The sequence below is a fragment of the Paenibacillus sp. MT124 genome (assembly GCF_058792755.1).
Genome location: NZ_CM179500.1, coordinates 1,051,378 through 1,074,572, shown reverse-complemented (window position 1 = coordinate 1,074,572; position 23,195 = coordinate 1,051,378). Strand labels below are relative to the sequence as shown.

Below are 23,195 nucleotides of genomic sequence, written 5' to 3'. Positions count from 1 at the left end.
TATAGAGTTATCGGTAGGTACATTCACATTATTTATAAGTTTTCAGTGATATTTATCACAATTATTCAATGAAAAAACCAAAACATTTCCGTGTTTTCCGTAATCATGTGCGAATGTCCTTCCGGTTGGAAATTCTGATGTCATGAATAGATCAAATCAATATGTCTGGATTCATATATTCATACTCACTAGAAGAATACAAGGACGGTTTTAATATAGGGATTACTGAACATAACACATGGAAAAAAGGAACAAAAAAGAGACCCGATGTGCGCATCGAGTCCCTTTTTCCATTCTAGATTATTGGGATGTAAGACTTACTTGTGCTGCCGTTTGGTCCCAATCGACAGTTAGTCCCAATCCTTCAGAGATAAAGCGTACAGGCACCAGTGTACGGTTGTTTAGGATAATGGCTGGTGCATCGATATCAAGCGTCTCCCCATTAACCGTTGCCGTGCTGCTTCCAATCCGGAGTACAAGTGTCTGGTCGTTCAGAACAGCAGTTACCGTCTTCGCCGTTTTGTCCCAAGTCACTTCTGCACCCAGCGCTTCAAGAATGGCATTAACAGGTACCATTACCCGGCCACTCTGCTCCAGCGGATCCTGATCCGGGAACGAAATCGCTTGGCCATCCAAAGTAACGGAAATGGTTGGGTCTGTTGTTCCCGTTTCAGAAGAAGTTTCCGAGCCTGCATCTTCCGTAGTCTCAGGCAGCGGTGTCACTTCGCGTCCGAGCTGCTCTTGCAAGTTCGCAAGTCGGTTCAGGGCAAACGTCGTCAGCGATCCTGCTGCCATGGAGCCCATGCCTCTGCCACCGCCGAAGTTACCGCCGGGACGTGTCTGTGTATTTCCTGTCCCCCCTGCTGCATCTGTTGGTTCTGTTCCGCTGGTGCCATCCGGCTGCGAAGGTGATGTCGTTCCATCTGGAGGTGTCATTCCTTCAAAACCTTCCGGAGGTGTCATTCCCTCCATGCCCTCTGGCGGAGTCATGCCTTCGAATCCTTCCGGTGGTGTTCCACCCATACTGCCTGCTGCATCTGAGTTAGCAGAGTAAGCGATATTGGATTCGAACTGTTCGGTTGTGTAGAATTTGGTTGGATCTGCTTCTACATAAGGACGGATGACATCAGCAAGTTCTGTAATACGGCCCTGGATACCTTCCAGGTAATCCGTCAGCTCGTTGACGTAGCTCAAGTATTTTTCCTTATACTCCGGCACGGCAAGCAGGTTGTTAATCATCGGTACATTTTCCATGCTTATGCCAAGTACAGGCTCGTCCACGGATACGTTCGTTGCATTGGTGTTGGTCGTAGTTGATCCGGTTGTCGTTGTTCCACGTCCGCCTCCACCCGAATACCCATTGAAGGACATGTTGAAGTCCCACGGTACAACCGTGAACTTGCCATCGGCATCGCTGTAGAGCATGTAGTTATGCCCTTTGTCGCCGTTATAGCTGTCATAGTTGCCGAAGACCATGTTCCCCGCGATATACTGAAGTGCGGAATCAACGTCGAGTACGCTCTCGATATCGCCTTTTTCTCCTTCAGGCATGTCATTCAGCGTTTTGATAAAGTTTTTGAGTTTGGTTTTATTCTCGTCCGTACCCAAATCTTCAGTGAGTGTGCTATATTCGCTGCCCTCTTCATATTGAAGATAACTTCTCTCGTCAGTATCATAGAGAACACCGTCTTCGTAATCTTCACCGTAGTTCCGCTCCAGGTAGCTGTCATCCACCGCTTCAACACCCGTATAGAAACCAACCAATTCGCCGTTAACATACAGGTTGACGTAGTTCGTCATCGGTACATCCATACCAATACTGCGCAGCGCTTCATAGTGAAGAACTTCACGCATGTACGATGGATCCGCGTAGTTGTTGTTCAATACCATTTTATCGAGGCCAAGCAGGGTTTGCGTTTTATCGTATTTATCAAACTTCAGTCTGAAGCTGTAGCGGTCCGAATCTTCCATGGATGCCACGGACTTCAGTGTCAGATTGCCTTTGGTAGAAAAACCGACATTATCCAGCTTGTTGCCATCCACTTCCACACTGACCTTCTTATAATCCTTATCGAGCGGACTTTCAAGCATGCTCTCCCAATCCGCATCATCAATCGTAACGTTGATATCAATGACATTATCTGTCTGGAATAATGATTCGTATGCTTGCGTAACGTCTGTGCTGGTCGTTGTAGCCGCCGTATCCTCTGCCGCATACGCAGCGTTAGGGCTAACGATCAGGCCAAATGATGACGTTACCATTGTCACAGACAGTGCCGTTACTGCAAATTTTTGTAGTAAGTTATTCAAATGATACATCCTCCTTCTTGGTTTCTGTTAAGCACCTGAGGCTTATAGGAACCATGGTAGAGGACAAACCTTTAATGAATCTTAAATGTGTCCGATGTTATATCGTCTAATGGGGTGGTGATCCTATTTGGACCCCCAGATCGATTGATTGTTGGAACCGATCAACGAGAAGGTCATGACTTCATTATGACTGGTCGACTCATTTTTCTGTTTGAAGAATATGCCCTTGTAAGTCACCCCGTTAATCACCATCGTGCAGTAATACGTACCAGCGGTATTGGACCACGTACCGGTTACTGCACCGGTGATCGTACCATTGGAATTCAGCGTCACGCTTTGGGTAGGCAGCATGCCCACACCGCTGATGGAAGCATCCAATCCCATGTTGACGAACTGATACGTTCCCGTCATATCGCTTGCGCTATAACCTGTGGACGAGATACTGCTTCCCAAAAATTCGTATACGGCCGTCACCGGCCATTTGTCAGCGTTCAGGAATTGCTGATGTGCACGAACCTCATGATACTCGGTTCCATTATTAAACCGGGTGTGGTAGATCAGATACCTTGCACCATCCGTATCTAGAAAAGCGGAGTTATGCCCGCCTGATTTGTAACCGAGCGGTATGCCTGAGAAGGCATAGTTACCAAACAGCTTTATGCCACGAGTCGACTGATCGACTGAAGCAGAGGCATATACGGCCTGATTGCCCGCAGCGTCGGTATACGTTCCGTCAATTGTGTTAGAACGATACAAGCGGATATGGTAACCACCTTCATTAGCCAGTCCACCGTAGGTTACATAGAGGTAGTAATATCCTGCATCCTTGTCATAAACGATATAGGGAGCTTCTCCTGTTTTACCGTAACCTCCGGCTATGCGCTTGCCAAAATAACGGTCGGTATTGCCGTTATCCGATCCCGGATAGATGGGCTGTCCGGTATCCGGATTAATTTGCAAAATATAAATTCCTCCTGACCATGACCCGTAGCTCATCCACAACTTTCCGGAACTGTCGTATGTCAAGGTAGGGTCGATGGCATTCGGAAACAGGGTGTTGTTAAAGCCGCCATTGCTCAAGAACCAGCCGCTCCGCGTGCCGGACAGACTGCCTTTGTCGATCAGCTCAGGAATGTTGGTATGCTGATACCATGTGTTTACGGTTTTGGTTCCAAGTGAGGACGTGGTCGTAATTGGATTGCTCCCATTTGTGAATCCAGAATAGATAATCGTATCGATGTATTCGTACGGCCCCTTCACGGATTTGGATACACCGAATCCGATAGCTGAGCGGATATAGGTGGAAGAAGTGGAGTAATACAGCATGTAGGCTCCCTTGGAACCGTCCGCCCATGTGTATGAAGCATTGTAAATTGGCGATGCCGGCGCCCATACCGCATGACCACCAGAGCTGTCTTGGTCATTATATCCAGCCCATGCATAAGAAACAGCCAAGGCGGATGTCAAGGCAGCTCCCGAGCTGCGGGAGGCATTACCGGTGCCGCCTGCCTTGACCAGCTCCCATTTCTGCATCTCTCCACCCCAGTAATTCCACTGCTGTATATTGGCTCCAACAGTCGTGCTGCCGCCCGCCACATCCAGTGCACTAGCATATCCGGATGCCTTGGTTAAGAAAGCAACGGAACCATCCGCATTTTGCTGAATCCGGAACAACTGCATCGTACCGCCCCAATAGGTCCACTGCTCAATGAGAGCTCCATCGGCAGCCGAACCGCTATTCACGTCGATGGCACTTTTATAGGCCGAGTTGGCTGTAAGGAGATAGTAATCCCCGTTGCCGTAATGCATAATTCTGAACTTCTGTGCGTCGGAACCATTATAGGACCACTGCCGAATGCCTGTCCCATCGGCAGATGAGCCATCGGTAACATCCAGGTAGAGGTTGCTGTTTTTATTTTTGATGTAATAATACCCTTCGAAGGTTGAGGGTGCATACAAGGTATTGTTGGCATACCCCTGCGTTCCCTCGTAAGACCAGTTTCGGAGATCCGTGCTGCTGGCTTGAGCCAGATGAGATCCGTAAATGTAGTATTTGTTTGTGGACGAATCATAATAAATGGAAGGGTCATGTACAGACACCCGGGTTGTATTCGAGGTTGTTGATGAACTTGCTGCCCCCAGTGCATTTCCACTGCCCATGCTGACAGCCAATAGCACAAATACGAGCATCATCGTGCTAAGCTTGTTCCATAACTTGTATACACGTTGCATGATTGGATTGATCTCCCTTCATAGTAGGCTGCTTATATTGCGAGTTAACAATATGTTTCTCTGCATACTCAATAAGTAAAGCGCTTTCATATTTATGATGAAAAATAATTTCTCTCTCTTTGCAATCCATTTTTAAGTGGAACATACTTTTGTTACTTTATGAATGGATATATTAACCTCCCCTCATAATGATAAGCTGTATAGCAATTCCGGATTCGAACACTATACTCCACCTCATAATAAATGCATTTCCTTGTCGAAGTAAGGGGATTCATGTCGTTATGGAAAATAAATATATATATTAATAAATTTGTAATTATGCAATCTTGTTATACCCTCTCCCCCTGGCGGGAGTGGTTGTTCGACGGGTACATTTCATAAAATGAACTTAAAAAAAGTGGTGCTCCATGTTTACTGGAGCACCACTTTTAATTCGATTTAAGAATCTATTTCCACCCGCTGAAGAAAGGTGCGGGTGCGATTCAGCTTGGGGTTGCCGAAGATTTGCTCCGGCGGGCCTTCTTCAGCAATTTCGCCATTGTCCATGAAGAAAACCCGGTCCGCAACATCGCGAGCGAAGCTCATCTCATGGGTAACGATCATCATCGTCATATTCTCCTGTGCGAGGTCTTTAATGACTCGCAGCACTTCTCCAGTCAACTCGGGATCGAGTGCTGACGTCGGCTCATCAAACAGCAGAATGTCCGGCTGCATCATCAATGCACGAGCAATCGCTACGCGCTGTTTCTGTCCACCGGACAGATTGGCCGGGTAGGCGTCCGCCTTATCGGACAGTCCTACTTTACCGAGCAGTTCCAGGCTTCGCTGGCGGATAATTGCATTACCTTCCTTTTTCAACGTCTTCGGTGCCAGTTCCAGATTGGCTTGTACAGTCAGATGCGGGAACAGATTAAAGTGCTGAAATACCATCCCCATCCGATCCGTGATTTTGCGGATCTCGGCAGTCCCCGCATAACGGCCGTTATCAACCAGTGTCTGATCCTGAATACGAATCGTTCCACCAGAGATATCCTCCAGATGAATCAGGCTGCGCAGCATCGTACTCTTGCCCGAGCCCGAAGGGCCAATCACGGCAATGACTTCACCCGGTGTCACATTGAAGGTTACCTGCTTCAGTACATCAAGTGTGCCGAATGATTTTCTTAACTGATTCACTTCTATAATATGTGTCATATGCAGACAGTCCTTTATTTAATCAGATTTAATTTATTCAAATGAAAACCGCTTCTCCAGCGCTTTAAACAGCAGTGTGAGCACCAATGTCATCAGCAGATACATGATCGCTGCAACGAAAAATGGGATGAGCTGCAGATCCCGGTTGACCGCGGCTTGGGCGTAATACAGCAATTCAGGAACCGCAACCGCATAGAGCAGAGCCGTATCCTTAATCAGCGTAATGGACTCATTCGCCGTTGCAGGCAGTACCACCCGAATCATCTGTGGAATGATGACTTTGGTCATCGTCTGCCACTTGGTTAAACCGAGAACCTGTGCAGCTTCATGCTGCCCTTTGTCGATGGAGAGCAACCCGCCTCTGAAAATTTCGGCAAAGTACGCCGCATAGTTCAGAATAAATGCAATTGCCGCAGCAACAAAACGATCAAACACCAGGTAATCGCCAATGACAGGAAGCAGCGGAAGACCGAAGCAGAAGAATAATACCTGCAGAAGCAGTGGTGTTCCCCGCATGACATAGACGTACGTATGTGCAATCCATGCCAGTGGTTTAATTTGGCTTCTCATCGCCAGGGTGACCACGAATCCAAGCGGTATGGACAGCACGATGGCGAGCAAGAACATAAAGATCGTTGTCTGGGCTCCCTCAAGCATAGGCTTCAAAATAGTAGATATATAATCCCAACTCATGATTTTTTGTCTCCTCTAATCTGTTAACCCCGCACTCCAATGGAGTCGATGCTCCAAGAGGAATACGGGGTCATATTGGTTTCTGATCGTATGTCAGGCGCTAACCTGTCTATTTCAACACCTTGTCTTCACCCAACCACTTGGTTGAGATCTCGGCAGCCGTTCCGTCTGCATTCAGTTCATCCAGTGCTTTTTGCAGCTGATTGAGCAGTTCCTCGTTGCCTTTTTTGATACCAATACCATATTGCTCCGGTGCAAGGGATTCATCCAGCAATTTGAACGTACCCTCTTCCTTCGACATGTAGTATCTTGCCACCACTTCATCAATGATAACGGCATCCAGACGTTTCGTCTTCAGATCCGTCAGTGCAAGAACGTTATCCTTGAATTCGGAAGCCTTCACTTTGTCCTTCAGGGGACTGGCTGCGAGTGCATCTGCTGCTGAAGACAGAGCCTGCAATCCCACATTTTTGCCATCCAGCTCATCCAGCTTCGTAATTGGGGAATCGGCCAGTGTAATCGCAACCTGACTGTTTTCCAAATACGGCTTCGTGAACAGCACTTTCTCCTTGCGCTCGTCCGTAATCGTGTACCCGTTCCAAATCATGTCAATACGACCGCTGTTCAGCTCTGATTCTTTGGAAGACCAGTCGATCGGCTGAAAGGTAACTTCTTTACCCATTTTCTCCGCTGCAGCTCTGGCATAATCAATATCGAAGCCGACAATTTCATTTTGTTCATCCCGGAATCCCATTGGAGCGAACTTGTCATCAATCCCCACAATAATGGAGTTGTCTTCCTTGCTTCCCGAGCTGGAACAACCTGCTACAACGATCATGCATATGCTGATGAATAATAGGAATATCGCTTTTTTTCTCATCTCTAGAACCCCTCCATGTCTGTAACCAAAACCCAAACGCTTTAGTTCGTTACCACGTTATCAGAGCCTTATAATAACATAGCATGGGAGAAGAGTCGAGTGTCTTGCCTATTTCCTACGATTTCATGCAGCTCAATTGTCAACAATTTGTGAAAATGCCTCTTGGACGTTTGCTGGTTTCTCCAGCTTCGAACGTACCACGGAATCCCATTGGACAGGGTCCTGAAGTGTATTTAATTCCGCGCCTGCCCATTGTTGAGCTGCTTCACGGCTTAATGCAAGGCTGGTATCCTCGAACTGATATACAACCTGCTCCAGATTATCAATTAGCACAAAATTGGCAGTCGCATTATATACGAGTATTTGCTCAAGATCTTCCGTGTCCATCTCACTCGTATTCAGGCTATAGTTGACTTGAGCCGTGAATGTTTCCGGGTACAGTTGGTACCCGTTCAATTGATCATGTAAAGGCAATGCCTGATTCAAATGACTGAGATTGGAGAAATCCCCCATGTATGGACTGTGAAATTTCTTCAATGCGGCAAAGTCATGAGTCATTGGATGCTGCTGCTCCGCTTCGTACCCCGCTTGTTCGGCTTCCAATTTCGGATTAACCACACCTTCTACAATAATGAAGCCAATGATACCAATTGCAACGAGAGATATAATCCATTTATTCTTTATCGTCATACCACATCACCCACCTCATACTTGCTAACGATCCGATATGCTCTGTGCACGACTAGAGGAATAATAATACTTAATAAGGGAATGGCGAATGCAATTGCAATTACGGCAAACTGGTACGGTCCTTCTACATGAATCGGTCTGCTATACCATAGGTTACTGCCAAAGCGTACTGCAGCCTGTGTGCCCCATAACACCAAGATGAAGCCAGCCCATATCCACCACAATCCTCTTGCCCACTGCAATAAGAGTGGCGTGCGAATAACCGTGGTGTCTTCCCTGTCCTGATGATTGTTTTTGTTCTTCAACATGTAAAATACATACGTTCCACCAACAAATAGGCTGAGGATCATGAGCAAGTTGTTTAATACATTCCCTTCCACAAGTACTCTCATTGGAATCGTAATAATCCAGGCGATCAGACTGTAGATCAAAGCCGACTGTAAAACAGCCGTCCAATAAGGAACCCGCTGCACCCGGTGGTTACCGGTAAAGATATCATCTAAGCCGGCTACATGTTGAATTGCGTTCTGAAACGCCTGGTCCTCATTCATTCCCTGTTCCACATAATCTTCAATTCTAGCCGTAAGATTACTCTGAATCTCTTCTTTTAATTCGCGATTGGCCTGGGTGTCCTGTGCTTGTTCAAAAAGACGATTCACATGGCGCGTAATACGAGCTTCCATTGTCATATTCCTTCATCTCCTTCTTGAGCGGAAATAATCATGCAGTCGATAAGCGATTTGGCTGCTTGCCAAGCTTGGACCTGCTGCTTATAAACTTCACGTCCATCCAGGGTAATCCGATAATATTTACGCCGTCCTCCCTGTGTCTCTCCCCCCCAATAGGATTCAACATAACCACCCTTTTCTAGACGTTTCAGACTGGAATACAGCGTAGGTTCCTTGAGTTCAAACCGCTCTCCACTCTTCCGATAGATCTCCTTGATAATGCTGTATCCATAGTTATCCTCCGGTATAAGTACACTTAGAATAATGGGATCAATGTTACCCCGAATTAAATCACTGTTAATGACTTGCTCATCCATCTGCCCCACTCACCGACTTTCTTCTTTCCTTTGTATACTATAAGACATATTACTATGTGTGTAAAGGTAATATGTGTTGTGATGTAAACACTCATTCTTCTGAGCAACATTCCTCCCCTGCTTTTCGTCTGGAATATATTAGGGAGGTGTTTGAGATTAACTTCATACATTCAGTGAGAGTTTGGACTACCCTTATGCTGCTTGGATCTGTGTTCCTATTGTCCGGATGCAATACCAACCAATACAACATGAACAACGTGGAAAATCCTCCTTCAGGAACGAGCCAGCACAATAACTTGCCAACGGAACTTCCTAAACCCATCATCCAATCCGTGAGCGGCAGCCCCATCCCGACCGTACAGGGGAGTTATTGCTGGGAGGGCTTGTGTGTCGACTACGCAGGAATCTTGGAGCTGCTGGAAGGAATAACACCTGTTACTCTACTTGTGGGAGAGGATGTATCCATTGATATGGGGACTGACGTTGCCCCGGATGAATTTAATCTAGTCGAATATGTGGATGGAAAAGCTCATCGCGTCTCATTGACAGCGGGATCATTCCAGCTGGCACAGGAAACCGGCATTCACTATTATGGAGCGTTTGCCCGCTGGTCCTCTCCCACAGATTCGAATGTTTCCTTGGGGGATACTTCATTTGCTTTTGCCGTTCATCTCGTGGAGAAAAAATAAAAAAACAAGGCCCCTCCAACAGATTGGAGTGGGCCTTGTCATGGTTCACGTTCACCTTATCTTCTGATCAGATGAATCTTACGATTATTGCTGCACTTTCTCGCGGTCTTTCCCCTTATCGGACTCACCCGCATTTTTGTTCGCTGCATCACGATCCTGCTGCATCTCTTCAATCGTTTTTACCTTGAGACGTGCTGCCCCTTCATATTCCTTCGTAGGAATAAGATTACCGGCAGCAAGTCTGGCTTCTGCGGCTGCAATGGCTTCACCATATTGCGGCAGCCACTGCGCCTGAGCAACCAGCATTTCGTCAACCATTTGCCAAATTTCTTTTGGATTACATACGGCACCAACAAGCGGATCCATCATGAATGCTTGACGAAGCAGCTTGTCGTCTCCGTGTACAGCTGCTTCAACCGCAAGCCTTTGGACCGAAATGCTCACATTACATACCGCAGCCGGACCCAGTGGCAGATCACCGACATGCGGCATCGAGATCCCGTTTCGATCCACATATCCTGGTGCTTCAATAATTGCATCATTCGGCAGGTTGGAGATCACGCCGTTATTCACTGTATTAAAGTGTCCGCGATATACACGTCCCGTTTCCAGACTTTCTATAATGTACGAACCATGTTCTCCGCCACGTTTTTCCGGAACAAATTGCATCGGTTCATCCTTCATCCAATTGGGAAAATCAGTCTCGAACCAATTTCTGCCCTCTGTACACACGCGTAAATACCCGCCCGTCTCTCCATTAATCCAGTTGCCCAGATCAATCCAGTCCTGAATCTCTTCTGGACGTTTGCGGTACCATGGCACATATTCGCTCAGGTGTCCGTTCGATTCCGTGCTGTAGTAGCCGAAGCGGCGCAGCATATCGATCCGGACTTTCTCGGTACGGCTGTACTCCGGATGTTTCTCAAAAGCTTCAAGCAAATCACCTGTAAGGTCTTTGCCTTCGTGAGAAGCCTTGATGTACCAGGTCTGATGGTTGATACCTGCGCACACAATATCCACTTCATTCATCTTCAATCCGAATGCTTCCGCAATCTGATGGTGTCCATGCTGCACACCGTGACACAATCCGATGGTACGTACGCCGCCATATTTATTGCAAGCCCACGTTAGCATGGCCATCGGATTGGAGTAATTCAGGAGCAGCACGTCCGGTGCACTCTGCTCACGAATATCTTTGCAGATGTCCAGCATTTCGGCAATTCCGCGCTGCCCATACATAATGCCTCCAGCACACAACGTATCGCCGACACATTGATCCACCCCATATTTGAGTGGAATGTCCACATCGGTTGCGAAAGCCTCCAGCCCTCCAACACGAATTGTACACAGTACATACTTCGCGTCCTTAAGCGCCTCTTTTCGATCCGTGGTAGGCTGAATCTGAATATTTAGTCCATTCTCGCGAATATCCCGCTGGCATAGCTCTGTCACCATGTCCAGATTGTGCTGATTAATATCGCAGAACGCAATCTCTATGTTGTTAAACTCCGGTACCGTCAACAAATCCCGCAGCAAACCCCTTGTAAAACCGATACTTCCTGCCCCGATAAATGCCACTTTAAACGACATTCGCATGTCCTCCCGTAATCCGAAATGATTCGTTTCGGTTAATGACCTCACTTCATGAGATCATTGTATCAACGGAAAATGAGGAAGCGTTATCAAAATCATGACCTGTTCCAGATTAGGTTGTCAAAAATCCTAACTTCTATTATCAAATGAAATACATTTCACTTGGCTAAAAATAGCATACTCCTCTCATTCCTCTGGTGGATACTGGCTGACATGTCTCTCCATCATGGATCGATATTCAACCGGAGTCCGGCTTGTATATTTTTTGAATAACATGTGGAAGTACTGACGACTGCCCACGCCCACATACTCCGAAATTTCCGAGATCGGAATATTGGTCTGCTGCAGCAGCATCTTGGCCTTCTCCATTCGAAGCATGGTAAGATAATCCGTTGGGGTCCGCCGGGTGTGCTGACGAAAGATGCGATGCAGATAGCCGGGATGCAGATTGACCGCTGCCGCGATATCCTTCATCTGAATGCTGCAATCCATATTATGATGCATGAACTCAATGGTTCGTTTAACATATAGCTCCGACTGATCCGGTGCACTCCGGCTCATCTCCCCACGCAGCCGCGCAACCCGGACCAGCAGCTGGATAAACAGTGTACGCACCAGCGTACCCTGTTCCGGTGACTTGAGATTCCTGGCTTCGCGATGGTGTAATCGTTCATCAGAAGGAATGATTCGCATCGGGATCGCAGACCCGCTGTGATTCATAAGACCGCGTTGATCCAGCTCCAGGACGAGGCTTTTCATAATGTGATATACCTCTTCCGGATCAGGCAGTACCATGTAAGGGGAAGCGTACGTTAAGAAGGTACCGACTTCCTCCTCTTCCTGAGCGAGCTGCCGAATAGAGGGTTGTCCAGGCGCCGAGCCAGCAAAGCCAAACTCCACATTTAACATCCGGCAAGGAACACCATCCTCAACCAGCAAACGGTGCGGAACACCTGCATCCAGCAGAATGAACTGACCCTTTTTCAACACAGCCTGCTCCGAACCCCCACCCGGCATCTGCACATCCACCCTGCACATCCCCGAAATGATATACATGATTTCAGTCGAATCATGATGGTGGTAAGCCATACTGTAATTGTCCCATTGCTTATAATAGTACGCGTAGAAGCGCGGCCCGTAATCCTCCGTTCGCAGTTCCTCCTGAAACAGGCTTCCCGTAAAACGTTTCGTGCTCATGTCCATACCTCCATTGATGCAGCGATCCTCACTTTTCTCCATTGTAGCAATTCTGCTAAGTGGTTTTAAACTCCATTGCTACAAATAGATTGCTTATTTTTATTAGATGATTATATAATTAGCTAAACATCTAATTCGTTCCGTACCTATTTTCTATGCTATAAGGAGGTCGAGTATGATGAGTACCATCTTCCATCTCGTGAGACACGGTTTAAAAGAAAGGCGCATCGGTGATGTCTCCCTTACTCCTGAAGGGACCCTACAAGCGGAGTCAACAGCAAGGCATTTGGCCCAGACTGCTTTCCCCATCACCAAAATCGTTACCAGTCCCCTTCGAAGAGCAAAAGAAACTGCCGAAAGGATTGCCTTGTACACTCGTTGTCCTGTAGCCGAAGATTCCCGCTTACGAGAGCGTGCCAATTGGGGGGATTGCCCTCATCAGACCTTTGAGCAATTTATCGCGATGTGGGATCAATGCACGTCTGATCCGGATTACATCCCGCCTGTGGGCGATTCGGCCAAAAAAGCGGGTCAGCGTCTGGGCTCCCTACTGGCCGAATTGCACAATGAAGAGCCCGCAAACCGTAACATCATCGTGGTCACACATGGCGGACTTATTACTGATTTCCTAGTTCAGACGTTCAACGAGCGGGAGCTTGACGTCTGGCATCCTGATTTTAAATCCATACAAAACCGTCTTATTCCCGAATGTTCCATAACCAAGCTAATTTATGATAAAGGAAACCGCACAATTGAAGCATTCGCGTCCATAGAACATTTGACATGAAGATAAGGATATAGCTCTGATAGTGCCCTCGATTGGATGAGTTTTTGATCCAGTTCTCATTCTTCTTCCGTTCCTACGTGAAAAAGCTCTGGAACCCCTCATGTGCCGAGACACACCGGGATATTCCAGAGCTTGGTTCAATATTAGAAACCTTTTTTCATCATCCTAAGCCTATTCATTTTCCACCCTTACCTGATTGGGGAGTGGAGAATTCGGGCAGTGTTACCTTCGACCAGTCTATATCCGATGCCATGTAGAAGGACGGATAGGAAGGTTGGTTATAGCCACTGTTCTGTCCGGCAATACCCACGCGGTACATGGCGTCATGCATCAGCGTGTACAGCTTCCGGTCTGTCTTCTCCGTACTCAGATAGATACGGATGGCCGAGCTGTCCGCGGTTCTCACCAGCATCTCTTCCCGCCAATCCCCGAAGATATCGGCCACCAGAGAAGGCGTGCCTTTGGTGTGATTGTTGGTTAATGTACCTGTGGCGGTCAGCAGCGTGCCGCGATTCCAATCCTTGATGGTTGGAGTAACATCAATCGCGCCGTCTACAATCTGAGTCGTCATATCTGCTGCCCAGCGAATATTCATATTGGTGCCAGGCGCCTTATCACTTATTTTCTCACCGCTGGCTGTCCACAATCCTACAGCCCATGTCTCCAAGCCCCGGCGAGTTGGATCTACATCCCCGACCATCCCGCGCCCGGTATCTTTCCCTGTATAGCCGCCATAGATGACTTCTCCCGTTTTGGCATCCCGCAAGGAATAGCCATATGGAGCCCACGGACCGCCTTCATGTACCATGAAAATTTCAAGTCCCGGACGGTCCGGATCAATATCTGCCACGTGCAGTGCATCCCCATGACCCAGGCGGGCTATCGTTCCCGGTGCAGCACTTTCGGCAGGCATCAGATCCGTTGAGCTGTACAGCACACTGCCGTCATGATCAATCGTAGCTGAACCGTAGATAATCTCCTGCTTACCATCTCCATCCACATCAGCCACACTGAAATAATGAGCACCTTGAGTTGTAATGGAGCCGTACTCCGGATCTGTGCCATCTACACCGTGTGGTCCATCGTTGAACGGATTTTTCATCGGCGTCCAGCCACTATCCACTTTCCATTCGCGTTTGAGCTTTTTGCCGTCCCAGTTATAAGCAACCATCGTCGAGCGTGTATAGTACCCACGTGCAAAGACAGCAGATGGCTTCTTGCCATCCAGATACGCCACTCCTGCCAGGAAACGATCCACCCGGTTACCCGGCTCGATCCGTGCCATGGCATAGTCGCCCCACATCAGACCATCATCATGGCGCTCCGGCTCGTAAGGAATGGTCTCGAGCTCTTTGCCGGATTCTCCTTCAAACACGGTCACATACTCAGGTCCATCTACGATAAAACCTTCGAATTTGCGCAGCTCGTTTTTGTCACTGCGGCTTGGCGCATAGACATCGATGAAGTAATCAGCCAGACTCTCGGCATCCTGCTGGGACAATGGATAGGCATACTTCTTCTCTATGCCAAAAGCCTCCTCCAGCGTAGCAGGCCAGTTCCCCTTCACAACTTCCTCGTGTTTGTGCCAGTTTTTGAACATGTCGACCACATGATCATAGTAACCGTCAGCACTTAAACGATAGTCATCTTCGTTGGAGTACCCTGCTTTGCGGTCTTCTTTCGGCAGCGTTATATACTTCTCAGACGTCACTTTTCCTTTTTTGTTATATTTGATAATCTTGGTTCCCGGAGCGGTCTTGAACATCAATTCGGCCTTGCCATCTCCATCAAAATCATAAACCAGCATCTGTGTATAGTGAGCACCCGCACGGATGTTGACCCCGAGATCAATCCGGTACAACAACTGGCCATCCAAGGTGTAGCAATCGACGTACGTTTTACCGGTGTAGCCTTTTTGAGATACATCCTTGGCGTTGGAAGGGTCCCATTTGACGAAAAACTCATATTGGCCGTCTCCGTCCACATCACCTACGCTCATGTCATTCGCGGAGTACGTATAGGCTTCGCCAGCAGGTGTAACCCCATCGGCAGGTTTTTGAAGCCGAATATCCATGTAGCCATTTGCCCACGGTTTGACTGAACTGCTGCGCTTGCTTTCCTTTCCCTTACTGTTTACAGCCGCCACTTCATAACGAGAAGACGATTTTCCTGTGGGATCAATATAGTTCGTACTGTCCGTGATAGTGGCAATCTTCTTGCCGTCGCGGTATACGTTGAAGTTCGTGCCTGTCAGCCCTTTGTCACTGTATCCCGTTGCCTCATCCCCAAGTAACCTCCAGCTTAGAAAAACACCTTCGGACGTGGATGCGGCTACTAACCCCCGATCCAAATATTCGAGCTGCATCTCTTTCAACGAACCGCCCCCCTTGTGTGATTGAAGGCCAGCCTCTGCTGCACTGCTGCCATTGGAAGCCGCTGCGCCGCTTGTCCCCGCGGTTCCCGCAATAAGCAAGGCTACGCTGAGTGCCGAGGATAACACCTTGGCTGCAAGCGGCATACGCACCTTTCGGCGATTAGTCTGTACACGGGGAAACTCTTCCTTATGTACCTTTACTGTTGTTTTGGAATTCATCAACCTTCACTCTCCTTGAGACAGAATAGGTGATGCTTATCTTTTTTTGAACAGGCCGCCATCTCATAATGATTGCGCTTACATAATTAGCGTCGATCCACCACTTAACGGATTTTCAGAGTACTGTCCTCCTTCCATTCCTCATTGAATTCGGAGCAAGCATTCCCTCCCAACGGGTACTATTATAGACATCCTTTCCGCTGCGACATAGGCAAATATCCGTTCAAAACGATCAATATTCAGTGTTTTATTGAGACTCATTTCAAAAAAGTCCAGAATCGACTTCGTCTCCTCCACTACCTTTCACATGTCCATCGAAGTCTCATTTAAGATTGGTAGCCTCAATCTTGATACGGGTAGTAAAAGCCGCTAGGCTCCGATTGTTACAACTTAGATACAAGTTTGGCGAATTTGGAAACATCATCTCGCTATACTGACATTCGAATAGCACCAACCGGAACGGATATGCAGACGGTAACCAAAGGAGACCCCCATCACATGAACAGCGCAACAATTAACAACGCATATGTTAACTACAAATCGGATATCACACGGTATTTATCCCATATCGTCAAGCAGCCTCAAGATGCGGAAGATCTGACGCAGGAATGCTTCATTCGGCTCATGAACGTTCACGCAGACATCCCTGAAGATCGACTGCTCTACTACCTCAAAAAGATTGCATACAACCTCGCTCTGGACACCTTCCGCAAACGAACGCGAACCATGAAGCGGGATAGCAGGCTTGACGTGCCAACGTACCACTATGACATATCCGAACTGGAGATCACCGAGAGTGTCAACGATTTCTTCTCTGTCGTCAGTAATCCGGAACATCGCAAAATCCTGGAGCTGCGCGTCATTCATGGATACAGCATTAGGGAAACCGCTCAGCTCGTTAACCGCAGCGAAGGCATGATCAAGTCTTCGGTATTCCATGCTGTAAATCGCATACGTGCCAAAGTCATCTCCTAAGAGATGGCTTTTTCAGAATATGCAAGAGCAACAATATACAGAGGATGTAAGCTTTTATCGAATATTCACTTTTTGACGTATGACTAATGGCTCAATTTTACAAAACTCGAGGTATTTTTTACAAATTGTTATGACTATGTGAGATTTTGGTGTGATAAAATATGGACGAACTTATGAATCAACTAATATTTGGGAGGGATTTGGTTGGGTAAATTGACTAGCGTGCGCGGAGTATGGTTGAAATCACTCCTTGCATTGTCCATGGCTTTACCGCTTCAGGTCGGATTATGGCATGGGAATGCTGCTGTTCACGCAGAAGGACCGACCGATCCGGCACCGTTCATCCAGGCAAAAGTGGTGAATGAAAATGCCGGCAAAAAGGTATTGTTCGACAATACGCATGCACAGACGGCTGGTGCGGCAGACTGGGTTATCGATGGCGGCTTCTCGGACTTCGGTAATGCACTTGCAAATGACGGGTATTATGTAAAAGAACTGCGCAAGACCACCCCTTTTACCTACGACGATCTCAAGGAGTATAACGTATTTGTTATCGCTGAACCTAACGTTCCATTCAAAACGTCAGAGCAGGCAGCGATGAAAGAATATGTGGAAAATGGCGGCAGCATCTTCTTCATAGGAGATCACTACAATGCCGACCGTAACAAAAACCGTTGGGACGGTTCGGAAGCGTTCAACGGCTATCGCCGCGGTGCATTTGAAGATCCGGCCAAGGGCATGAGCACTGATGAGCGTAACTCTGAAGCCATGCAAAATGTAGCCAGTACAGACTGGTTGTCCGATAATTTTGGCGTACGATTCCGCTATAACGCACTTGGCGATATCGACGCAAACATCATTGTCCCGGCAGATCAAGCCTTCGGGATCACGGAAGGAGTATCGGCTGTAGCCATGCATGCCGGTTCTACTCTCGCTATTACTGATCCGGAAAAAGCAAAAGGTATCGTCTACCTGCCAAAAACCAATGCAAAATGGAATAACGCGGTGGATCAAGGCGTTTACAACGGCGGCGGGATCGAAGAAGGTCCATACGTAGCCGTATCCAAGCTGGGTGCAGGTAAAGCAGCCTTCATCGGAGACTCCTCCCCAGTAGAAGATGCATCACCTAAATATTTGCGTGAAGAAACGGGCGCGCGCAAAACAACCTATGATGGTTTCAAAGAAGCTGACGATGCTGCGCTGCTCGTTAACACAGTGAACTGGCTCACTACGCAAGAAAACTATACCGATTTTACCCAGGTAAACGGATTGGAACTGGATAATCCAACTGCATTGCTGGCATTCGAAGAACCAGCAGCTTCCACCGAGCCACAGGCTGAACCTTGGGCTGCACCAGCTGCAGGTTACAAATGGTATGACAGCTCCACCTTCAAACCAGGTTCCTATGGCGGACCTGCTTCCAGCGCTAATGCCTCCTACAGCTTCGTGAAACAGGATACACTGCCTAACGCAGAGGACTTCCAGATTCGCGTTGTCGTGGAAAACATGCCTGCCAACACAACGGTATCCGGATACAGTGCAGGAATTTATCTGACTGGCGGAACTCAAGTAGCGATGATTCAGAATGAGAGCGGCACTTGGCCGACTTCCTATGGCTACAGCTCCACATTCAGCGTAACTTCCGACAGCAAAGGCCGGGCAATCAAGGATCTGAACGTTCGCATCAAGCCAGGAACATCCGGTGCCGCGAACTTGCGTCTTCGCCTGAACGGCAGCAACCTGATCACCAATGCCGTGACCATCGGCAACGTTCCAGCCGAGCAGCTTCCTGAAGAGGAAGGCCCGATTCCTGCAGCCATTACCATTGCTGAAGCACGTGCCAAAACAGCTGGAACAACCGTAACTGTTGAAGGCATTGTAACTACCGAACCAGGCGCATTTGGCGGACAATCCTTCTACTTGCAGGATGAAACGGGTGGACTGTATGTCTTCCAGAGCACAAGTGGTTTCCATGCCGGAGACAAGGTTAAGGTTACTGCAGCTACGGCGCTGTATAACTCCGAATTCGAACTGACTGATATTGTTGCCATCGAGAAAACAGGAACAGCTGATATCCCTGCTCCTGTTGAAGCATCGACAGTAACGGATAACAATCAGGGACAATTGATCCAACTGAAAGACGTAACGGTTGAAAACATGGTCAGCGCAACACCTGTTGGATCGTTTGAATTCGACGCAGTTGCAGCCGACGGGACAAGCACTCATGTACGTGTCGATACACGCACAGGGGTAACTGAATCGAGCTTCCCTTACGCAGCAGGCGACAAAATCAATGTTACCGGTGTAGCTGCCATCTTCAAGGATGTATATCAATTGAAACCGAGAAACCTGAATGATTTTGCTGCTGCCGAGGAAGAAGGCGGCGGTGAAGAGCCTTCGATTCCTTCGGCGGGTGTACCGGGTAAACCCGTGCTTTCCTCCAATAATGGCCATACCAATGGTCTTCTTGAAGGATCCTATACTGTTAGCATGAACCTCTGGTGGGGTGAAAACGCAACAAGCTACAAATTGTACGAAGACGGTGTGTTGATCGATTCGCAAACGCTGACCAGTGCTTCTCCGCAAGCACAATCGGCCAAAACGACAATTACAGGCAAAGCCAACGGTACCTATACGTATGTGGCTGAGTTGACGAACTCCAGCGGTTCCACTCGCAGTGAAGTGCTGATGGTTCAAGTTGCCAATGCTGCTCCAGGCAAAGCAGTCCTCTCCCAGGACAACTGGGATGGAGATGGCAGCTACAAAGTAACGATGAACCTCTGGTGGGGTACAAATGCAACCGAGTATCGCCTCTATGAGAATGATGTATTGATTGATACTCAAGCCTTGAAAGCTGCAACACCATCTGCTCAAAGTGCGGCAACAGACCTGTCCGGTCGTGCCAACGGAACGTACACGTACCGTGCTGAGCTGGTGAATGCAGCCGGTGTGACAAGCACCGAAACGATTACGGTTCAAGTTACCAAAGCACTGCCTTTGGCTAGCTAAGAGATTACAAAAAAACCGAAACCAACCGCTGCCTCAATGCCGGGCAACATGGTTTCGGTTTTTTTGATGAGCCAAGTTGGACTTTGGAAAGTAAATTAGACTCCGGCGAAACATAAGACTTTAATCCAAAGTAAATACGCCCGCTACCCTAGTGCACCAAGAACATAAACGTATGCATTAAACAGTTATGCACCTATGATACTCTGACAGTTACGGTAAGTATGTACACATGACGCTTTAATACTTTTGACGCTTACGTACTTAGATACTTATGAGACTAATGATACTGCGCACCCGCAAATTACTTTATTCTCTCGACGCTAATGAACCTGACAGACCTTATTCGGCCCTTTTTGCCTAATTACAAAATCTAACGAACCTCAACGTCGCTATCTAGCTGGATTTCGATTGTACGAGAGTTAAAACAGACTAAATTGAATAAATAGCGTCACCACGATTCGTTAGAATTCCATGGATTCCTTATGAGGCAAAGTAAGGCTTCTCAGGTTCGCGGCCTTTATAGAGTACTAATAAATGGCTTTATTTCTTTTCTTCTCATTTAGGGCCAGTGAATTTAAAACCAACAGAAAAAGACTACCTCTTGCCACTACATCCGGCACAAGATAGCCCTTTTCCATATTGCTTCATTCTTTTATCCAATCCTATATTCAGTCTCTATTCTATTTAATATGCTTTATCTTCTTCTTATTCCTATTCTAGCCCCTTTACACCAGCTTCTTCCGGATATACCCCGAGATCAGGTCAATGATCGTGATCATCACGATGATCCCCAGCAGAATAATCCCTACTCGCGGCCAGTTCCGCGTGCTGAGTGCAAAGATCAGTGGTGTACCAATTCCCCCTGCCCCAATAACACCCAGAATGGTTGCAGAACGTACGTTAATCTCGAAGCGATACAACGTGTAGTTGAGGAATCCAGGCAATACTTGCGGCAGCACGGCAAACCACAGCTGCTGCATACGAGTCGCTCCCGAAGCGAGCAATGCTTCTGAAGGGCCATAATCGATATTTTCCACTTCATCAGCAAATAGTTTACCCAGCATCCCGATGGAATGCAGTCCAAGTGCAAGTACACCCGCAAAGGAACCCGGCCCTACAGCCTTGATAAACAGCAAAGCCATAATGATCTCGGGAAAGGTACGGATGAAGCTCAGCACCATTTTCCCTGCACCCGATATGCCGCGGAAACGGCTCATGTTTCTGGCAGACCAGAAAGCAAACGGAATACACAGCACAGCTGAAATAACAGTTCCCAGGATCGAGATCGCCAGCGTGTCCAGCAATCCTCGCAGCAAATCTTCCCCTTCCGGCAAATAGACAAAGTCCCAGTCAGGCGAGAAAATCCCGGCGATGATCGCCTTCATAATCTGTCCGGCTGTTTCCTTGAAGCCGGTAAACGGTACGCCTGCCAGTGCCCAGGCATATACAAGGATGAGCAGCAACACAATGACCCAGCGAAGCGGGTTCTTTCGAGGTTTGCGCCGGATGACGCTCGTTTCATTTTTCATCATAACAATTTCTCCCGCAGCTTAGTACTTACATAATCGATGATCAGGACGATCGCAAGGGTAAAGAGAATGATCACGCTCGTTTTGTCATACTCCAGGAATCCAAGTGTTGCTTCATAATAAAGCCCGATACCTCCCGCACCGACCAATCCAAGTATGGCAGCCGCGCGCACATTGATCTCAAAGGCATACAGGACATAGGAAGTAAACTGAGCAGCCAGCTGTGGCACCACGCCATAAACGATCAGCTGAATCCGGTTCATGCCGACAGCGGTCATCGCTTCCAGCGGCCCCTGGTCAATCGTTTCCAGCGTTTCATAGGTCAGCTTGGCAATCAGCCCGACAGAAAATACGGCAAGTGCCAGAATACCCGGGATTGGGCCGAGACCGAATACAGCAACAAACAGTGCAGCGAGCAGCAGATCGGGCACGGTACGAATCAGGTTCAGTACAAACCGGGCTGGATAGTAGATCCAGCGGCTTGGCATCAGGTTGCCTGCACAAATTATTGAAACCGGAATGGCAATAATTGCGCCGATGGTGGTGCCAATCAGAGCCATACGAATGGTCTCCAGCATGCCCTGAACAATGTTATCGAAATAGGTCCATCTCGGTGGAAACATGTCCTTCAGCAGATCCCACATGTTAGGGAATCCTTCGATCAGCTCGCTGAAGCTCGCATCAGTCTGTTTGGCACTGGCCCACAGCAGCAGCAAGATGATAACTAGCGTAAGCAGATGTTTGGTGCGGCCGGGTGGTTTGGGACGATTGACGACCTGTCCAGGCCCAGAACCGGGCTCCTTCCCCGCTCCCGTTAGTGGTGTATGAAGTGAAGCGCCAGACTGCCCCTTCATACCAGTACTTCTCCCTGCTCGGGTACAGCCTGTTTGTCCAACAATTCATCTGCGAGAATCGGTCTGCCATAGATCTCCGCAAAACGCTCATCTGTCGCCTCTTCCACAGGACCGTCAAACACCACTTCACCTGCACGCAAACCGACAATACGTGTCGCATACTCCCTTGCCAAATCAATAAAGTGAAGGTTAACGATGGTCGTAATGCCGAGATCCTGATTAATGCGTTTCAAGTCATCCATCACTTGCTTCGTGGTGAGCGGGTCTAGTGAGGCAACCGGTTCATCTGCCAAAATGATTTTCGCTTCCTGTGCGAGTACGCGGGCAATGGCCACCCGCTGCTGCTGTCCGCCGGACAGCTGATCTGCACGGGAATAAGCCTTCTCTGCAATGTTCACGCGTTCGAGCGCTTCGAATGCAAGTTCCGTATCTTCTTTGGGAAAACGCCCTATAATGGTACGCATCGTGGAATGATAACCGACGCGGCCCGCCAGAACGTTACGAAGGACACTCGAGCGTTTAACCAGGTTAAAGCTCTGGAAGATCATCCCGATATCCCGGCGAATCATGCGCAATCTCTTGCCCTGTGCCTTCGTGATAGAACTGCCGTTAATCAAAATCTCTCCTTCACTGATATCATGGAGACGATTGATGGAACGCAGCAGCGTGGATTTACCCGCACCGGACAAGCCTACAACCGCAATGAATTCACCCTGCTTAAAGGTAAGATTGATATTATTCAGGCCTTTGGTGCCGTTGGCGTACGTTTTGGTTACGTTGCGAAGCTCAATCATGACATTAATCCTTCTTTCATTAATAGAGTTCTATTTCGTTGCATGCAGTAACGGGACAAGCCAGCGCAGCGTATATCACGCTGAACTGGCCTGTCCGCACTGCGAATACATCTGTAACATCCATTAGAAAC

18 protein-coding genes are annotated in these 23,195 nt (G+C 48.0%); 4 read left to right on the top strand and 14 right to left on the bottom strand.

The window, feature by feature from the left end; all coding sequences use genetic code 11:
- Positions 1-300: 300 nt before the first annotated feature.
- The 8 genes from AC3RCI_RS04920 to AC3RCI_RS04885 all read right to left on the bottom strand — a co-directional run bounded on the left by AC3RCI_RS04920 (position 301) and on the right by AC3RCI_RS04885 (position 9,044).
- Entirely contained in the window at positions 301-2,319 is a 2,019-nt protein-coding gene (locus tag AC3RCI_RS04920; RefSeq protein ID WP_492527752.1) for a CotH kinase family protein, read from the bottom strand.
- Positions 2,320-2,433: 114 nt separating this feature from the next.
- Positions 2,434-4,542 carry an RICIN domain-containing protein gene (locus AC3RCI_RS04915; protein WP_492527750.1) on the bottom strand — a complete coding sequence of 703 codons (2,109 nt, stop codon included), beginning with the start codon at positions 4,540-4,542 and terminating at the stop codon, positions 2,434-2,436.
- A 438-nt stretch (positions 4,543-4,980) separates the two neighbouring features.
- Positions 4,981-5,736, bottom strand: coding sequence for an amino acid ABC transporter ATP-binding protein (locus AC3RCI_RS04910; RefSeq protein ID WP_492472197.1), 756 nt, complete (start codon positions 5,734-5,736; stop codon positions 4,981-4,983).
- A 33-nt stretch (positions 5,737-5,769) separates the two neighbouring features.
- Complete coding sequence (locus tag AC3RCI_RS04905; protein WP_095288749.1) at positions 5,770-6,429, bottom strand: amino acid ABC transporter permease; 660 nt, start codon at positions 6,427-6,429, stop codon at positions 5,770-5,772.
- A 109-nt stretch (positions 6,430-6,538) separates the two neighbouring features.
- Positions 6,539-7,309 (bottom strand): amino acid ABC transporter substrate-binding protein, encoded by a 771-nt coding sequence (locus AC3RCI_RS04900; protein ID WP_492472198.1) that lies wholly within the window; start codon positions 7,307-7,309, stop codon positions 6,539-6,541.
- A gap of 132 nt (positions 7,310-7,441) precedes the next feature.
- Positions 7,442-7,999, bottom strand: coding sequence for a DUF4825 domain-containing protein (locus AC3RCI_RS04895; RefSeq protein ID WP_336781294.1), 558 nt, complete (start codon positions 7,997-7,999; stop codon positions 7,442-7,444).
- Positions 7,996-8,688: a permease prefix domain 1-containing protein gene (locus tag AC3RCI_RS04890; RefSeq protein WP_336781295.1), complete on the bottom strand. Its 693-nt coding sequence runs from the start codon at positions 8,686-8,688 to the stop codon at positions 7,996-7,998. Before AC3RCI_RS04890 ends, AC3RCI_RS04895 begins: the two co-directional genes overlap by 4 nt.
- Entirely contained in the window at positions 8,685-9,044 is a 360-nt protein-coding gene (locus tag AC3RCI_RS04885; RefSeq protein WP_336781532.1) for a PadR family transcriptional regulator, read from the bottom strand. Before AC3RCI_RS04885 ends, AC3RCI_RS04890 begins: the two co-directional genes overlap by 4 nt.
- A 194-nt stretch (positions 9,045-9,238) precedes the next feature.
- On the opposite strand from AC3RCI_RS04885, the gene AC3RCI_RS04880 reads away from it, so the two are divergent.
- Positions 9,239-9,733, top strand: coding sequence for a hypothetical protein (locus tag AC3RCI_RS04880; protein WP_492527748.1), 495 nt, complete (start codon positions 9,239-9,241; stop codon positions 9,731-9,733).
- 84 nt (positions 9,734-9,817) lie between these two features.
- On the opposite strand, the gene AC3RCI_RS04875 is transcribed toward AC3RCI_RS04880, so the two are convergent.
- Complete coding sequence (locus tag AC3RCI_RS04875; RefSeq protein ID WP_492527746.1) at positions 9,818-11,323, bottom strand: alpha-glucosidase/alpha-galactosidase; 1,506 nt, start codon at positions 11,321-11,323, stop codon at positions 9,818-9,820.
- 189 nt (positions 11,324-11,512) lie between these two features.
- On the bottom strand, positions 11,513-12,523 hold the full coding sequence (locus AC3RCI_RS04870; RefSeq protein WP_492527744.1) for a helix-turn-helix domain-containing protein: 1,011 nt from the start codon (positions 12,521-12,523) through the stop codon (positions 11,513-11,515).
- A 175-nt stretch (positions 12,524-12,698) separates the two neighbouring features.
- On the opposite strand from AC3RCI_RS04870, the gene AC3RCI_RS04865 reads away from it, so the two are divergent.
- A complete protein-coding gene (locus tag AC3RCI_RS04865) occupies positions 12,699-13,310 on the top strand; it encodes a histidine phosphatase family protein (protein ID WP_492527742.1) in 612 nt (203 codons plus the stop codon).
- Between the two features lie 175 nt (positions 13,311-13,485).
- Here AC3RCI_RS04865 and AC3RCI_RS04860 read toward each other — a convergent pair whose 3' ends face one another.
- A complete protein-coding gene (locus AC3RCI_RS04860) occupies positions 13,486-15,828 on the bottom strand; it encodes a rhamnogalacturonan lyase (protein ID WP_492529800.1) in 2,343 nt (780 codons plus the stop codon).
- 573 nt (positions 15,829-16,401) lie between these two features.
- Here AC3RCI_RS04860 and AC3RCI_RS04855 point away from each other — a divergent pair.
- Both AC3RCI_RS04855 and AC3RCI_RS04850 read left to right on the top strand, forming a co-directional pair.
- Positions 16,402-16,878 (top strand): RNA polymerase sigma factor, encoded by a 477-nt coding sequence (locus AC3RCI_RS04855; protein ID WP_492527740.1) that lies wholly within the window; start codon positions 16,402-16,404, stop codon positions 16,876-16,878.
- A 261-nt stretch (positions 16,879-17,139) separates the two neighbouring features.
- Positions 17,140-19,887, top strand: a complete 2,748-nt coding sequence (locus AC3RCI_RS04850) for a chitinase N-terminal domain-containing protein (RefSeq protein ID WP_492529798.1) — start codon at positions 17,140-17,142, stop codon at positions 19,885-19,887.
- 725 nt (positions 19,888-20,612) lie between these two features.
- Here AC3RCI_RS04850 and phnE (AC3RCI_RS04845) read toward each other — a convergent pair.
- Genes phnE (AC3RCI_RS04845) through phnC form a run of 3 tightly spaced genes read right to left on the bottom strand, consistent with a single transcriptional unit; the run spans position 20,613 to position 23,064 of the window.
- On the bottom strand, positions 20,613-21,419 hold the full coding sequence (gene phnE / locus AC3RCI_RS04845; protein ID WP_127538513.1) for a phosphonate ABC transporter, permease protein PhnE: 807 nt from the start codon (positions 21,417-21,419) through the stop codon (positions 20,613-20,615).
- Complete coding sequence (phnE, locus tag AC3RCI_RS04840) at positions 21,416-22,270, bottom strand: phosphonate ABC transporter, permease protein PhnE (protein ID WP_336781302.1); 855 nt, start codon at positions 22,268-22,270, stop codon at positions 21,416-21,418. The genes phnE (AC3RCI_RS04845) and phnE (AC3RCI_RS04840) overlap by 4 nt, the downstream gene beginning before the upstream one ends.
- Positions 22,267-23,064: a phosphonate ABC transporter ATP-binding protein gene (phnC, locus tag AC3RCI_RS04835; RefSeq protein WP_492472204.1), complete on the bottom strand. Its 798-nt coding sequence runs from the start codon at positions 23,062-23,064 to the stop codon at positions 22,267-22,269. Before phnC ends, phnE (AC3RCI_RS04840) begins: the two co-directional genes overlap by 4 nt.
- Positions 23,065-23,195 lie beyond the last annotated feature (131 nt).

Excerpts from the sequence above, each read along its gene's own strand:
- AC3RCI_RS04920 (WP_492527752.1), bottom strand. The coding sequence starts at position 2,319 with ATGTATCATTTGAATAACTTACTACAAAAATTTGCAGTAACGGCACTG.
- AC3RCI_RS04915 (WP_492527750.1), bottom strand. The coding sequence starts at position 4,542 with ATGCAACGTGTATACAAGTTATGGAACAAGCTTAGCACGATGATGCTC.
- AC3RCI_RS04910 (WP_492472197.1), bottom strand. The coding sequence starts at position 5,736 with ATGACACATATTATAGAAGTGAATCAGTTAAGAAAATCATTCGGCACA.
- AC3RCI_RS04905 (WP_095288749.1), bottom strand. The coding sequence starts at position 6,429 with ATGAGTTGGGATTATATATCTACTATTTTGAAGCCTATGCTTGAGGGA.
- AC3RCI_RS04900 (WP_492472198.1), bottom strand. The coding sequence starts at position 7,309 with ATGAGAAAAAAAGCGATATTCCTATTATTCATCAGCATATGCATGATC.
- AC3RCI_RS04895 (WP_336781294.1), bottom strand. The coding sequence starts at position 7,999 with ATGACGATAAAGAATAAATGGATTATATCTCTCGTTGCAATTGGTATC.
- AC3RCI_RS04890 (WP_336781295.1), bottom strand. The coding sequence starts at position 8,688 with ATGACAATGGAAGCTCGTATTACGCGCCATGTGAATCGTCTTTTTGAA.
- AC3RCI_RS04885 (WP_336781532.1), bottom strand. The coding sequence starts at position 9,044 with ATGGATGAGCAAGTCATTAACAGTGATTTAATTCGGGGTAACATTGAT.
- AC3RCI_RS04880 (WP_492527748.1), top strand. The coding sequence starts at position 9,239 with ATGCTGCTTGGATCTGTGTTCCTATTGTCCGGATGCAATACCAACCAA.
- AC3RCI_RS04875 (WP_492527746.1), bottom strand. The coding sequence starts at position 11,323 with ATGTCGTTTAAAGTGGCATTTATCGGGGCAGGAAGTATCGGTTTTACA.
- AC3RCI_RS04870 (WP_492527744.1), bottom strand. The coding sequence starts at position 12,523 with ATGAGCACGAAACGTTTTACGGGAAGCCTGTTTCAGGAGGAACTGCGA.
- AC3RCI_RS04865 (WP_492527742.1), top strand. The coding sequence starts at position 12,699 with ATGATGAGTACCATCTTCCATCTCGTGAGACACGGTTTAAAAGAAAGG.
- AC3RCI_RS04860 (WP_492529800.1), bottom strand. The coding sequence starts at position 15,828 with ATGCCGCTTGCAGCCAAGGTGTTATCCTCGGCACTCAGCGTAGCCTTG.
- AC3RCI_RS04855 (WP_492527740.1), top strand. The coding sequence starts at position 16,402 with ATGAACAGCGCAACAATTAACAACGCATATGTTAACTACAAATCGGAT.
- AC3RCI_RS04850 (WP_492529798.1), top strand. The coding sequence starts at position 17,140 with ATGGCTTTACCGCTTCAGGTCGGATTATGGCATGGGAATGCTGCTGTT.
- phnE (WP_127538513.1), bottom strand. The coding sequence starts at position 21,419 with ATGATGAAAAATGAAACGAGCGTCATCCGGCGCAAACCTCGAAAGAAC.
- phnE (WP_336781302.1), bottom strand. The coding sequence starts at position 22,270 with ATGAAGGGGCAGTCTGGCGCTTCACTTCATACACCACTAACGGGAGCG.
- phnC (WP_492472204.1), bottom strand. The coding sequence starts at position 23,064 with ATGATTGAGCTTCGCAACGTAACCAAAACGTACGCCAACGGCACCAAA.